This window comes from Dactylosporangium sp. NPDC049525 (genome assembly GCF_040676755.1).
Classification (GTDB): Bacteria; Actinomycetota; Actinomycetes; order Mycobacteriales; family Micromonosporaceae; genus Dactylosporangium.
The window spans coordinates 414,659-427,409 of the sequence record NZ_JBFAPO010000002.1 but is presented as its reverse complement, the minus strand read 5'-3'; the positions used below and the strand labels follow the sequence as shown (position 1 = coordinate 427,409).

The window sequence follows — 12,751 nt, the reverse complement described above, 5'->3', positions numbered from 1 at the left end:
GGCTCAACGGGACCGGCGGGCGATGGTCACGTCGGTCACAGCGGCGGCGAGGGCGAGCACCAGGGAACCGATCGCGACCATCAGTGCCGTCTCGAACGCGGCCGTCCAGTTGCCGGACGCCGCGGCGAGCCGGGCGAAGAACACCGCGCCGATCGCCGCGATGCCGAAGGCCGCGCCGACGCGTTGTGCGGTCTGCACCACGCCGGCGGCGCTGCCGGCCCGGTCGACCGGCACGTCGGCGAGGGTGAGCGTCTGGTTGGGGGTGATGACGAGGCCGCTGCCGACGCCGGCGACCAGCAGCGGCGCCGCCAGGGCCCACGGTGTGTCCACGGTGTACAGCACCGCGATCGTCCCGGCCAGGCCGGTGATGACGGTGAGCAGCCCGACCACGACGAGGGGGCGGCCGAACCGGTTGACGACCCGGCCGCCGGCGAACGCGGCCAGCCCCGAGCCGAGCGCGAACGGGGTGACCGCCAGGCCCGCCTGCAACGCCGTGAAGTGCTGCCCGCGCTGCAGGTACAGGGTGAGGATGAAGAAGTTCGCGGTGAAGCCGGCGAAGTACAGCAGCACGACGATCGTGCCGAGCGCGTAGGACCGCCGGCGGAACAGTTGCAGGTCCGCGAGGGGCACCCCGGGGTAGCGCAGCTCCCACCAGACGAAGCCGCCGAGCGTCACGATGCCGGTGCCCACGAGGTACCAATGGCGCTGTTCGATCAGGGGCAGCAGGATCTGCATCACGGCGAGGCCCAGCAGCAGCACGCCGACCGGGTCGAGGCTCTCCCGCCGGCCCCGGGGCGCGGCCCGCTGCGGCAGCAGCCGCCACCCGAGCACGGCGGTGACGAGCCCGACCGGCACGTTGATGTAGAACACCCAGCGCCAGCCGTCGGTCGCGCCGCCGAACTGGATGATGACCCCGCCGAGCAGCGGTCCGGTGGCGGTGGCGATGCCGATCGTGGCACCGAGCAGCCCGAATGGCCGGCCTCGTTCCGGCGGCGGGTACAGCCGCTGGATGAGGCCGGTCACCTGCGGGTTCACCACGCCCGCGAACGCGCCCTGCACGAGGCGGGCGGTGACCAGCCACGCCTCGCTCTGCGCCGCGCCGGCGGCGGCGCTGGCCGCGGTGAACCCCAGCAGCCCCACCACGAACACCGGCCCGATGCCGCGGGCGTCGCCGAACCGGCCGGCGGGCACCAGCAGCAGCCCGAACGTCAGCGCATAGCCGGACAGTACCCATTGCAGCCCGCTGGCGCCCATGTGCAGGTCGGCCTGCATGGACGGGATGGCGACGTTGACGATGCTGACGTCGAGCAGCGTCATGAACGACGCGACCAGCGCGATCGCGAGCGCCCGACCCCTCATCATCGGCGCCGGTGATACCCACCGGCCGGCGGACTATGCGGACCGCACAGCCGGCCGCTCACGTGCCGGCCGGCTCGGTCAGTGAGCGGACCTTCGCGCGGTCGGCCTCGACGACCGGCACCTGCACCACCATCAGCAGGTCGGCGTGCTCGACCGGACGGACCTGGAACATCTCCAGCTCAACGGCGCCGATCCCGGGGTGCGCGATCGTGATCGTCGCCGGGCGGAAGTAGCGGATCGGGTGCTCGTCCCACCAGTCGCGAAACTCCGGGCTCGCGTCACGCAGCCGCGCCACCATCGCCGGGAACCGGTGGTCGTCGGGGCGCTGGCCGACCGCGGACCGGAACTGGCTCAGCACCGCCCGCGCGGCGGACTCCCAGCCGCCCATCGTGGTCCGGCACGACGGGTCGCCGAACAGGTACCACAGCAGGTTGCGCCGGTCGGCGGGCATCGCCGCGGGGTCGTGCCGCAGCCGCGTGTAGCACGCGTTCCACACCACGTAGTCGAAGTGCAGGTCGTAGACGGAGGCGGCCCACGGCAGGGCGACGTCGACCAGCCGCTGCAGCCGCGGGACGGCGCCGTCCACGGCGGTCAGCGGCACCGGCGCGGTCAGCCCCGCCAGGCCGCGCAGGTGCCGGTGGTGGTCGGAGTCCAGGCGCAGCGCGCGGGCAAGGGCATCGATGACCTGTTCCGAGGCCGAGACCGTGCGGCCCTGCTCCAGCCACGTGTACCAGGTGACGCTGACCTTGGCGAGCTCGGCGACCTCCTCCCGCCGCAGGCCAGGGGTGCGGCGCAGGGCGGGCTCGCCGTGCGGGGTCAGACCGACGTCGGCGGGGCGCAGCTGGGCCCGCCGCGCCCGGAGGAAGGCCGCGAGCTCGTCCCGGCGGGCCGCCTGCCCCTGCTCCCGGTCACCTCTCGCCACACGCCGCTCCCCATGTGCGTCCCGGCGCGAGTCGCGGCACGCACCCGCGCCGACCGCCTCCCGCTCCGGCGCCGATCGTAGCCGGAGCCGAAAACCGGAGCCCGGAGACGGAGCCCCGGAGACGCCGAGGCGGCGAGGCGGCGAGGCGGCAGGGTCACCCGTCGCGGAGCATCGCCCGCCACGAGACCGCGATGGCGGCGAGGGGCGGGGCGAGCAGCACCCCGACCAGCCCCGCGAGCGCACCCCCGGCAATCGTCACCGCAAGGATTGCGACCGGGTGCAGATCCAAGGCCTTGCCGAACACGTACGGGCGCAGCACACCCTCCAGGACGTTCTGCGTCACCAGCACGATCACCAGCATCCAGACGGCGGCCGTCACACCGCCGGCACCCAGGGCGACGACCACCGCGAAAATGGCCGACACCCACGCGCCGACGTACGGCACGTAGGCGGCGACGAACGTGATCAGCGCGATCATGCCGATCAACGGCAGCCCCAATGCCACCGCGCCGACCGTGATGACGAGGGTGTCCATGGCCGCGACGACGGTCGTGCCCAGGACGTACCGGCGCAATCGGAGCGCGGCACTGTCCAGCATCTCCCGGGCCAGCCCGGGGCGCAGCGGCAGCCGCCGGTCGAGGTGTGCGACGCCTGCGGGGCCGTCCTTGAACAGGTAGTACAGCACGAACGCGCCGAGCAGCACGCCGATCGCGGCCTGCGCGGCCAGTGCGGCGCTGCTCAGCACGGCCGAGCCGACGCCGAGCAGGGCGCTCCGCCACTCCTGCGAGCCCAGCAGCGTGTCGAGGGGGTCGGCGCCCAGCACCGAATGCAGCTGCCGGCCCGCGTCGGCGGTGACGCCGGTCCAGGTCGCGCCCGCGGTCGACACGGTGTGCACCACGAGCACGGCGATCAGGATCAGGAGGGCCGGCACCAGCAGCGCGCCGGCGAGCGCGGCGAGGGTCGGCGGGACCCCGCGCCGGCGCAGTCCGCCGACGAGCGGTTGCAGCGCCGCGGCGACGACCAGGACGATGAGCACCGGCGCCAGGATGGCCAGCACCAGGCTCAGCCCGACGACCAGGGCGGCCGCGCCCACGAGGACGCCGGTGACCAGCCAGCCCGACCGGCCCAGCCGGGACAGCCAGGCCGGCGGGTCCGTGGGACGCATGCCGCGGCACTGCCCGCAGACGGCGCCGTTAACCCACGTCCACGCAGGGCACCCGTCGCGGGGTGACGGTCAGGGCGCGGTGGCGGTGGCGGACATCCGGCGCAGCGAACCGAACGTCTCCAGGGCGCGGCTGCCCTCCTCCTGCAGCGACCGCATCGCCGCGTCGGGTTCGGGCTGCGCCGCCACCGTCTCCCACAGCGTCCGCTCCGCCTGCCGCCAGTCGGGCCGGTCCCGGACCTCCACGTCGGCGAAGCCCGCCGCGGTCAGGTCCCGCAGCAGGTCCACGGCGCGGATCCGGGGCGGCACCAGCGGGTCGTCCGGGTCGACGGCCTCCCAGCAGGTCAGCGCGAGCCGGCCACCCGGCTTCAGCAGCCGCCGGAATTCGTGCAGCGCCGCGAGGGGCGGCTCGGCGAACTGCACCGCGTCCACGCACATCAGCGCGTCCGCGGCGCCGCCGGGCAGCCCGGTCTCCAGCAGTGTCCCGACCCGGAACTCGGCCTGCCCGGCCGGCAGCCGCTCCGCCGCGGCGGACTCCGCCTGCCGCAGGGCGGTCGCGGAGAAGTCGACGCCGATCAGCCGCGCGCCGGTGCGGTGGGCGATCTCGATGCCGTAGCCGCCGCGGCCGCAGGCGATGTCGAGCAGCAGCCCGTCGCGGGGGACCTGGAGCCGGTCCGTCAGCTCGGCGATGCCCTGCCAGGTGAGCAGGCTCGTGGACCGCAGGTGTGCCGGCAGCCCGAGCATGCGGGCGACGATGGCGTCACGGCTCGTCGAGTCGGCCATGTCGGCATACCACTGGTCGAAGTAGTCGGCCCCGGGCATCGCCGCCGCGGCGGGCTTGTGCGTCGTCATCCGGGCATTGTGTCCCAGGGGGTCACCTCGCCACAGACCCGTTCCACGCAGCGCGAATTCCCCCCATTGGAACGTATAGCACGGTGGGGGTCTTGCGGCAAGACCCGGGTCCTCGGCCAGAATTCGTGACCGCGAGCCGGCCCGGCTCGCGGTCGACGAAGGAGAAGAGCATGCGTGTGCTGGTGTCGTCCGCAGGGACGCGCGGCGACGTCCAACCGGTGCTGGCCCTCGCCGTGCAGGTCCGCGGGCTGGGGCACGAGGTCCGGTTGTGCGTGCCGCCGAACTTCCTGGACTGGGTCGGCGGCCACGGGTTCGACGCGGTGCCGATGGGCGTGCCGATGCGCGCACCCCGGCCCGGCGCCGCGCCCGTGCCGGTGCCCGATCTCATCACGGACCAGTTCGACACGCTCGACACGGCCGTCAAGGGGTGCGACGTCGTCCTCGGTGCGAACGCCCACCAGTACGCGGCCCGGTCGATCGCGGAGCGGGAGGGCGTGCCGTACGTCAATGCCCTCTACGCGCCGGTGGCGCTGCCGTCGCCGGAGCACGCGCCGCCGCCCGCGCCCGGTCAGGCGTGGGAGCCGGGCAGCCGCGCCGGCAACGAGCGGCGGTGGAGCGACACCCGTGCCGCCTGGAACGCCAGGGCGCTGGAACGGGTCAACCACAACCGGGCGCGGCTGGGCCTGGCCGGGATCGACGACGTGCTGCGGCACAACCTGACCGACCGTCCCTGGCTCGCCGCCGACGCCACGCTCGGGCCGGCGCCGGCCACCCCGGGCATGGACGTCACGCAGACCGGCGCGTGGCTCCTGCCGGACCCGGATCCGTTGCCGCCACCACTGCAGGCGTTCCTCGACGGCGGTGACCCGCCCGTGTACGTCGGCTTCGGCAGCATGCCGATGCCCCCGGACACCGGCCGCATCCTCATCGACGCGGCGCGGGCCGCGGGCCGGCGGGTCGTGCTGTCCCAGGGCTGGGCCGAGCTCGGCCCGGTCGACGACGGCGCCGACTGCATCGCGGTCGGTGACGTCAACCAGCAGGCGCTGTTCCCGAGGGTCGCGGTCGCCGTGCACCACGGCGGCGCGGGCACGACCGTGGCCGCCGCTCGCGCCGGGGTGCCGCAGGTGGTGGTCCCCATCTTCAGCGACCAGTTCTATTGGGCCGCTCGGGTCGCGACGCTCGGCATCGGTACGTCGGTGCCGCCCGGCGTGCTGAGCACCGGCACCCTGGCCGCGGCCCTGCACGAGGCCCTGCTCCCGGCCGTCGAGGAGCGGGCCGGCGCGACGGCGTGGGAGGTCAGCACGGATGGCGCCGCCGTCGCGGCCCGCCTGCTCGTGGCGGCCGCCGGCTGACGGCGCCGGGCGCGCACCGGGTCGGGCCGCCGCCTCAACCGTTGAGGGCGGCCACGATCGTGCTGGCCTTGCGGCGTCCCATCTGGAACAGGCTGGCGAACGACGCCCACGACCCGTCGGTGAACTCGATCGTCAGCCGGTTGCGGTGCAGGCGGTGCCAGCCGACCCGGGCGGAGCGGACGGCGGAGCGCGGCGTGTCCCACAGCGGCAGCAGGCGTTCGGTCGCGGGCTTGGCGGCGTTGCCCGCGTCGTCGACGAAGTACGCGCCGTCGCGCGGCTCGTACAGGCGCAGCCGTGTGTCGGTGACGACCAGCATCAGCGGGTGGTGCCCGAGGCAGGCGCGGCGGGACGCGGCGGCCGTGGAGGTGGGCGCGCCGGCGGCCGAGCGGCCGAACAGCAGCCACCAGAAGAACCCCTGACCGGGCTTCGGCGGGGACAGGATCGTCGCGGCGACGGACCCGGCGGCGGACCCGGCGGTCGCCGGGTGGTCCCCGCCGTCGGGCGGCAACGGCGGGTCGAGGCCCATCGGCGCGTTGGTCACGACGGCGGCGAGGACCCGCTCCCCCGGCGCGAGCTCAGCCAACGGCGCCGCGTAGACCTGGAGGACGTCAGGGTCAAGGTTCATCCGGATACCACCCCGCGTCGCGCCGGTCGGCCGGGTCGCGCCGGTCGGCGGCGCCGGGGATCGGGTCGAGCAGCGCCCGCACCGCCTCCTTGGACAGCTCCGCGGCCTGCTCCTGGGCCCGGGTGGCGGCCTGCAGGAACTCCTCGGCCAGGTCCTGCGACCCGGCCCGCATGGCGCGCGGGTCGATGCGCACGTCGGTGATCGCGCCGTCGGCGGACGCCCGGACGAGGACCAGCCCGGAGTCGCTGACGCCCTCGGCGCTCTGCCCGGCGAGCGCGCCGAGGCGGTCGCCGAGGTCGCGGCCCATCGCGTCGAGGCCCTGGACCAGCGCCTCCAGCCGGTCCAGCGACGGATACTCCCTGCTGCTCATATCCCCACCAGGTCGATCAGGTCCTGAATCGGTCTGAAGTACTTGCCGGTGACGTCCTTGTAGGTGCCGTCGTGGACGTAGTTGCGGTCCTTGTGGCCGTCCTTGAGGTCGTTGTACCCCACGACGGCGTCGAGCGAGGCGCCGCCCAGGCCGGGGATGTTGATCGGCGAGGCGACGTTGATGGCCAGCTTCCCCGGCAGCGACCAGAGGAACTTCTCCATCTGGAAGTTGAGCCCGGCTCTGGAATACATCGCCTTCTTGAACGGGGAGAACTGCCGCTTCATGGCGAAGAGCTGCTTCATCTTCGACGCGTACTTCATCAGCAGCTCGGCCACCTTGCCGATGCGGGTGGCGAGCCGGCCGAGGACGGTGGCGAACCGGCCGATCACCCGCCACATGCGCCCGAGCGTGGCGGCTAGCCGGGCCACCGCCCGCACCGCGAACGCGACCGCGCTGGCGCCGAACGACACGGCGGCCGCGACGGCGGCGATGATCAGCTCGGCGACATACCACAGGATGAACTCGAAGATGATCTCGCAGAGCAGGTTGAACGCCTCGACGGACGCGTTCGCCGCCTCGACGAGGATCTCCGCCAGCTGCTTGAAGCCGTCGGCGAGGTCCTCGACGGCGCACGCGAACTCCTCCATCGGACCCTTGAACGCGTCGCACGCGGGTCCGCGCCAGTGCGGGGTCAGCAGCGCCACGTTCTGGCGGTGCTGCCCGGCCGCCTCGCGCACCCGGTCGCCGGTCATGGCCGCCTGGCGGGCCGCTTCGATCAGGTCGTCGGGCTCGCCGGCGACCAGCTCCAGCAGCTGCTCGAACGGCCACAGCACCGCCTGGGTCAGCCCCTTGAACGGCTCCGGGCACCACGCGACCAGCTGCTCGAAGTAGGTCTTGTTGCGCTCCAGCGCGACGGCGCTCATCACACCTCCCGCGGCTTGAAGAGATCCAGGTTGGCCAGCTCGTTCGCCTCATACGCGTCGCGCTCGTCCGCGACGCCGGCGGCGACGTCCTCGAACGCGGCGAACCCGTCCGACAGCCCGGTCCGGCACGCCTCGGCCACCTGCTGGTAGACGTCCCACAACTGGAACGAGGCCGGCAGCAGCCCGAACGCCATCCGGCCCACCTCGGTGCCGGCGCCGCTGCCCTGCAGGTGCTCGAACCGGTCCGCGACAGCGTGGGTCCTGTTCACGAACGCCGTCATCTCCGCCGGGTCGACGTAGCTCTCGTCTGTGGGCATCCGTGCCCCCCGTCCTGCTCGAATGCGTTCGAGGTTATCAATCCGCCGCGCGGCCGTGGGGGCGGCGCCGCACCGGTATCCGCGTGACGTCAGGCCGTGGCCGGGTCGTGCTGCTCGTCGGCGTGGGCGATGCGGGTCAGCTCCCGCCACAGCAGCGCCACGAAGACGGCGGAGCCGGCGAAGGCGAACCAGAACGGTGCCGTCACGCCGACCCGGGTCGCCAGGACACCGCCGATCACCGACCCCACGACCAGGCCACCGAAGACGCTGATCGTGTTGACGCTGCCGACGCGGCCCTGCAGATGGGTCGGCACCGCCCGTTGCCGCACGGTGATCGACGTGGTGCCCCAGATGAACGCGTGCGCGCCGAAGACGAAGAAGATGGCCGAGGCGACCCACGCCGACGTGGTGACGGCGAGCGCGAGGTGCGTGAGGGTCTCGATGATCAGACCGGCCCGCATCACGTTGCCGAGGCTCACCCTGCAGGTCAGCCAGCCGTACATGCCGGTGCCGAGCAGGCCGCCGACGGCGGACACGGTGCTGAGCAGGCCGAACCCCACGGCGCCCAGGCCGAGGCGCTGCGACGCGTACAGCACCAGGACCGACCAGGCGGCGCCGAACGTGACGTTGAAGATGAGGATCGTCAGCGACAGGGTCCGCACGGCGGGGTGCCGCACCGTCCAGCGCAGCCCCTCGAGGACCGCGTGCCACGCCCCAGTGCGCGTCTGCGCCGCCGGCGTCTCCTGTTTCGGCAGGACGAGCCGGGTCACCAGCAGCACCCCGGCGCCGACCAGGACCGCCTCGGCGACGAACGGCCACGCCAGCCCGGCCGCGAACAGCGCCGCGCCGATCGGGGGACCGACGAGCTGGTTGACGGTGAGGAACCCGGCGGTGATGCGGGCGTTGGCGATCGCCAGGTCGTCGCGGTGCACCAGCATCGGCGTGAGGGTCGCGGCGGCGTTGTCGGCGAACACCTCCGCCGTCGTCAGCAGCCCCAGCGCGGCGAGGGCGAGGGCCACCGTCAGCCGGTCGGTGACCATCAGGGCGACCAGCGCGACGAGTACGACGGCGCGGAACCCGTCGGCCGCCATGACGATCCGCCGCCGGTCGAGCCGGTCGGACAGCACCCCCGCATATAGGCCGAACACCAGTGGCGGCGCCCACCGCAGCAGCGCGGCGAGGGACACCAGGAACGCGTTGCCGGTGAGCGACGCCACGAGCAGCGGCCCGGCGGCGACCGCGATGCCGTCGCCGAGGTTGCTCGTCCACGACGACGCCAGCAGCCACCGGAACCCGGTGCCCAGCCGTGCCGGTACGAGACCTTCGACGATGTTGCCCATGAGGTGAGGACCTTACGGCGGCCGGCGCCACCCCGCACGCCCGTTACCGCCCCATCAGGAGAGTTTGAGCTCCTCGGCCTGGACGACGACGGCCCGACGGTTGGCGAGGCCGAGCTTCGTCAGTACCGCCGAGACATGGTGATCCGCGGTCTTGACGGAGATGAACAGCTTGCCGGCGATCTCGGCGTTGGTGAGCCCGCGGGCGACGAGCTTGGCCACGTCCAGTTGCCGGTTGGTGAGCCCGGCGGGGTTGGCGCGGGTGACGGCCCTGGGCCGCTGCGGCAGCTGGGCGACGCCGCGGCGGCGCAGCTCCCGCCGGAGCCGGTCGGACACGGCGGTGGCACCGAGCAGGTCGAGGCGTTCGATCGCCCCCACCTGGTCGTCGACGTCGGGGGCGTCGGCGAGGGCGAGGGCCTCGTCGAACGGCGCGCCCGCGCGGCGCCACCAGGCGGCCGCCTCGTGGTGCCGGCCGGTCAGCGTGAGCCGGTGCGGCTCGGCGACGGGACCCGGGTCGACGTCGACGCCGAGCCGGCGCAGCCACACGGCGAGGTCCCCGGCCGCCCAGGCCAGCGCCGGGGACTCGGCCGCCCCCGCGACGGTGTCCGCGGTCACCCGCGGGTCGGGTTCGCCGGTCAGCCACACGCGTTCGGCGAGCGCGGCGAGCACCGGCAGCCGGCGCAGCGGCTCGTCGAGGCGTTCGGCGACGGCCCAGGCGGCCTCGAGGTGCTCGTTCGCGGCGCCGTCGCGGCGCAGCGGCAGCAGCCCGCTGATCAGGTGCGGCCACAGCGTGGCCAGGGGCATGCCGGCCCGGCCCAGCACGTCGGTGGCGTCCTCGGCGGCGGCGCCCCACCGCCCGTCGAGGAACCGCAGGCGGGCCCGGACGGCGGTCTGCCAGTGGTTGCAGATCGGGATGTCGCGGGCGACGGTGAACGCGAGGGACTGTTCCAGGACGTGTTCGGCGTCGCGCAGGCGGCGCTGCTCGACGTCGAGGTAGCTGAGGTTCGAGTAGCCGCTCGAGGCGACCTCGTCGAGGCCGTGGGCCTTGGCGTCCTCGATCAGGGTGAGCAGCTGCGCGCGGGCGCCGGGCACGCCGAGCCCGAGGCCGATCTCCGTCCGCACGACGGCGCTGCGCAGCGCCAGGGCCGTGTCACCGGTGGCCTCGGCAATGCGGGTGGCGTCGGCGCACAGCCGCCCCGCGACGTCCTGTTCGCTCTTGTGGTACGCCAGGTAGCCCTTCGTGACGAGCGCGCCGCCGTACTGCGGGCCGGTCCGCTCCGGCAGGGCGGCCGTGGCCCGGTCCGCGTGCTGCTCGGCCTGCCGGCGGCGGCCGCTGTAGTACTCGAACAGGGCGCACGACTCGTGCGCCGCGGCGAGCCCCGCGCGGTCCCCGGCCGCGTGCCAGAGCGGGAAGGTCGCGCTGACACTGCCGATCGCCTGGTCGAGGCGGCTCGTCATGTACTGCTCGTACGCGAGCCGGGTCAGCACCCGGGCGCGCTCGCCGGGCGGGGCGCCGTGCAGGCTGGCCGCCGCGATCTCCAGGAACGCCGCCGCGTCGGTGTGGTCGCCGGCGCGGGCCGCCTCGAGGGCCGCGTCCTGCGCGTAGCGGGCCGCGCGGGGCGCGTCGGCGGCGGCGACCGCGTGGTGGGTGAGCACCGCCGGGTCCCGCGGTTCGAGGCGTTCGAGGGCCTCCAGCAGCCGCGCGTGCAGGCGCGCCGCGCCGCCGGCCGGGACGGTGCTCTCCAGCGCGAGCCGGGCCAGCTCGTGGCGGAACACCAGGCCCTGCCGGTCGCGCAGCAGCAGCCCGGTGTCGTGCAGCCGGCGCAGCGTCGGCAGGTCCACGCCGAGCGTGGGCAGCACCCGGTCGGCGAGCCGGTCCGGGGCGGTGGCCGCGAGCTGCAGGACCTCGAGGTCTCCGGGTGCGATCCCGGCGGTGCGGGCCAGCACGGCGTCGCGGACCGTGGCGGGCAGCGGCCGCCCGGGCTCCTTCGCGACCTCCGCGACGAAGAACGGGTTGCCGCCGGTCAGCGGGTGCACCTGCGCGGCGTCCAGCGCGCTGCCCCGCAGCAGCATCGCCACGCCGTCGACGGTGAGCGGGTTCAGCCGCAGCGTGGTGAGGCCGTCGAGCTTGGCGAAGTCGCCCAGCAGTGGCCGCAGCTGGTGCTGGGCGCCGATCTCGTCGTCGCGGTACGTGACGATGAGCGCGCACGGCAGGACCTCGAGCCGGCGCACCAGGAAGCGCAGCACCTCGACCGACGCGCCGTCGATCCAGTGCGCGTCCTCGACGACCAGCACCGCCGGCTCGGCGCGCAGGGCCTCGTAGGCGGCCTCGCACGCCGCCGCCGCGTCCTGCAGGTCGGCCGGGCGCAGCCCGGGGATCACGTCCCGGAACGGTCCGAGCGGCCGCGGCGCGACGAGCGGGTCACAGCCGCCGCGCAGCACGCGCAGGCCGGTCGCCGCCGCGCAGGCGACCTCGACCAGCGCCGACTTGCCGGCCCCGGCCTCGCCGACGACCGCGACCCCGGCGCCGCTGCCACCGACGGCCGCGGCCACCGCGCGCGACAGCGCGGCGAGCTCGCCGTCGCGTTCGTACAGGTCCATGAGGGTGACTGTAGGAGCGGCGCCGCCGGGCCCGGAAGACCCGGCGACCGCCGATCCCTCCATCAGGCCGTCGCCGCCGCCGTCTGGGGGCCGAACTCGTTGGCGACCACCGACACCACGTCGGCCGGGAACCCGCCGCGGCGGGCGTGCTCCCGGATGGTCTCCGCGTCCTCGGTCTCGTGCACGCAGTAGATCTTGTCGCCGGCGACGTAGCTGGTCACCCAGGTGTACGGCACACCCAACGACGCAACGGCCGCGTTGGAGGTCTTGGCAATCTCGGCCAGCTGCGCCGGCGTGAGGTCGGCGGCACCTTCGATCTGGCGTTCGATGAGAAAACGATGCACTGTCGTGCTCCTTGTCCACTGCCCCCGGCACGGTGCCGGCGGCGATGACGCAAGCCTCGCCGCCAGCGGCCGCACCGACATCGGGAGCGGTTCCCTATTCGCGCCGGCGGCAGGCCCTAGACAGGACGACGAGCCCACCGGCGCCGGGACCTAGGCAGGACGACGAGCGCGCCGGCAGCGGGCCCTAGACAGGACGGCGAGCACGGCGGAGGCGGTCAGCAGCAGCGCCGTGCCCACAGCAGCAGCACGGGCAGGAACCCGCCGTCGCCGGTCGTCGGCAGCGCCTGCCCGGCGACCTCCGCGGCGGTCGCCGGGCGTCGGCTCCACGGTGAGCCCCGCGACGATCGCCGTGTCCACCGGCCCGGTCACCGGGGTCGCTGCCGCTGTTGCACTCGGTGTCCACTTGCGGATTCGCCGACGGGGTGGACGGAGTGGCAGTGCCGGGCGCGCCGGTGGCCGGACGGCAGTGCGACAGCTGGACGGCACCGCAATGCCGCCAACATCACTGGCACTGACAGCGGCCACCCCGCCTGCAAAGCGAACCCGTCAACGAGCCTCGGTCGGGTGCGCTTTACCGATGAAGCGAT

Annotated in this window: 12 protein-coding genes; 1 reads left to right on the top strand and 11 read right to left on the bottom strand. The window is 74.2% G+C overall.

What is annotated here, in order from left to right:
• Positions 1 to 3: 3 nt before the first annotated feature.
• The 4 genes from AB0K00_RS06290 to AB0K00_RS06275 all read right to left on the bottom strand — a co-directional run bounded on the left by AB0K00_RS06290 (position 4) and on the right by AB0K00_RS06275 (position 4,295).
• Entirely contained in the window at positions 4 to 1,362 is a 1,359-nt protein-coding gene (locus tag AB0K00_RS06290; protein WP_363516197.1) for an MFS transporter, read from the bottom strand.
• Positions 1,363 to 1,417: 55 nt separating this feature from the next.
• Complete coding sequence (locus AB0K00_RS06285; protein WP_363516194.1) at positions 1,418 to 2,281, bottom strand: helix-turn-helix transcriptional regulator; 864 nt, start codon at positions 2,279 to 2,281, stop codon at positions 1,418 to 1,420.
• A 154-nt stretch (positions 2,282 to 2,435) separates the two neighbouring features.
• Entirely contained in the window at positions 2,436 to 3,446 is a 1,011-nt protein-coding gene (locus AB0K00_RS06280; RefSeq protein WP_363516191.1) for an AI-2E family transporter, read from the bottom strand.
• A gap of 69 nt (positions 3,447 to 3,515) precedes the next feature.
• On the bottom strand, positions 3,516 to 4,295 hold the full coding sequence (locus tag AB0K00_RS06275) for a class I SAM-dependent methyltransferase (RefSeq protein ID WP_363516188.1): 780 nt from the start codon (positions 4,293 to 4,295) through the stop codon (positions 3,516 to 3,518).
• 170 nt (positions 4,296 to 4,465) lie between these two features.
• On the opposite strand from AB0K00_RS06275, the gene AB0K00_RS06270 reads away from it, so the two are divergent.
• Entirely contained in the window at positions 4,466 to 5,647 is a 1,182-nt protein-coding gene (locus tag AB0K00_RS06270; RefSeq protein ID WP_363516185.1) for a glycosyltransferase, read from the top strand.
• 34 nt (positions 5,648 to 5,681) lie between these two features.
• Here AB0K00_RS06270 and AB0K00_RS06265 read toward each other — a convergent pair whose 3' ends face one another.
• The 7 genes from AB0K00_RS06265 to AB0K00_RS06235 form a co-directional block, all read right to left on the bottom strand.
• The gene (locus tag AB0K00_RS06265) at positions 5,682 to 6,272 is read right to left on the bottom strand and encodes a hypothetical protein (RefSeq protein WP_363516182.1); all 591 of its coding nucleotides are present in this window, start codon (positions 6,270 to 6,272) and stop codon (positions 5,682 to 5,684) included.
• Positions 6,262 to 6,642 (bottom strand): YbaB/EbfC family nucleoid-associated protein, encoded by a 381-nt coding sequence (locus AB0K00_RS06260; RefSeq protein ID WP_363516179.1) that lies wholly within the window; start codon positions 6,640 to 6,642, stop codon positions 6,262 to 6,264. The genes AB0K00_RS06265 and AB0K00_RS06260 overlap by 11 nt, the downstream gene beginning before the upstream one ends.
• Positions 6,639 to 7,565, bottom strand: coding sequence for a WXG100 family type VII secretion target (locus AB0K00_RS06255; protein WP_363516176.1), 927 nt, complete (start codon positions 7,563 to 7,565; stop codon positions 6,639 to 6,641). Before AB0K00_RS06255 ends, AB0K00_RS06260 begins: the two co-directional genes overlap by 4 nt.
• Entirely contained in the window at positions 7,565 to 7,882 is a 318-nt protein-coding gene (locus AB0K00_RS06250; protein WP_363516173.1) for a hypothetical protein, read from the bottom strand. Before AB0K00_RS06250 ends, AB0K00_RS06255 begins: the two co-directional genes overlap by 1 nt.
• 89 nt (positions 7,883 to 7,971) lie before the next feature.
• Positions 7,972 to 9,222: an MFS transporter gene (locus tag AB0K00_RS06245; protein WP_363516170.1), complete on the bottom strand. Its 1,251-nt coding sequence runs from the start codon at positions 9,220 to 9,222 to the stop codon at positions 7,972 to 7,974.
• A gap of 54 nt (positions 9,223 to 9,276) precedes the next feature.
• The gene (locus tag AB0K00_RS06240) at positions 9,277 to 11,820 is read right to left on the bottom strand and encodes an AAA family ATPase (RefSeq protein ID WP_363516167.1); all 2,544 of its coding nucleotides are present in this window, start codon (positions 11,818 to 11,820) and stop codon (positions 9,277 to 9,279) included.
• Between the two features lie 62 nt (positions 11,821 to 11,882).
• A complete protein-coding gene (locus tag AB0K00_RS06235; RefSeq protein WP_363516164.1) occupies positions 11,883 to 12,164 on the bottom strand; it encodes a DUF4242 domain-containing protein in 282 nt (93 codons plus the stop codon).
• Positions 12,165 to 12,751: the final 587 nt, after the last annotated feature.

Excerpts from the sequence above, each read along its gene's own strand:
- AB0K00_RS06290 (WP_363516197.1), bottom strand. The coding sequence starts at position 1,362 with ATGATGAGGGGTCGGGCGCTCGCGATCGCGCTGGTCGCGTCGTTCATG.
- AB0K00_RS06280 (WP_363516191.1), bottom strand. The coding sequence starts at position 3,446 with ATGCGTCCCACGGACCCGCCGGCCTGGCTGTCCCGGCTGGGCCGGTCG.
- AB0K00_RS06275 (WP_363516188.1), bottom strand. The coding sequence starts at position 4,295 with ATGACGACGCACAAGCCCGCCGCGGCGGCGATGCCCGGGGCCGACTAC.
- AB0K00_RS06270 (WP_363516185.1), top strand. The coding sequence starts at position 4,466 with ATGCGTGTGCTGGTGTCGTCCGCAGGGACGCGCGGCGACGTCCAACCG.
- AB0K00_RS06265 (WP_363516182.1), bottom strand. The coding sequence starts at position 6,272 with ATGAACCTTGACCCTGACGTCCTCCAGGTCTACGCGGCGCCGTTGGCT.
- AB0K00_RS06260 (WP_363516179.1), bottom strand. The coding sequence starts at position 6,642 with ATGAGCAGCAGGGAGTATCCGTCGCTGGACCGGCTGGAGGCGCTGGTC.
- AB0K00_RS06255 (WP_363516176.1), bottom strand. The coding sequence starts at position 7,565 with ATGAGCGCCGTCGCGCTGGAGCGCAACAAGACCTACTTCGAGCAGCTG.
- AB0K00_RS06250 (WP_363516173.1), bottom strand. The coding sequence starts at position 7,882 with ATGCCCACAGACGAGAGCTACGTCGACCCGGCGGAGATGACGGCGTTC.
- AB0K00_RS06245 (WP_363516170.1), bottom strand. The coding sequence starts at position 9,222 with ATGGGCAACATCGTCGAAGGTCTCGTACCGGCACGGCTGGGCACCGGG.
- AB0K00_RS06240 (WP_363516167.1), bottom strand. The coding sequence starts at position 11,820 with ATGGACCTGTACGAACGCGACGGCGAGCTCGCCGCGCTGTCGCGCGCG.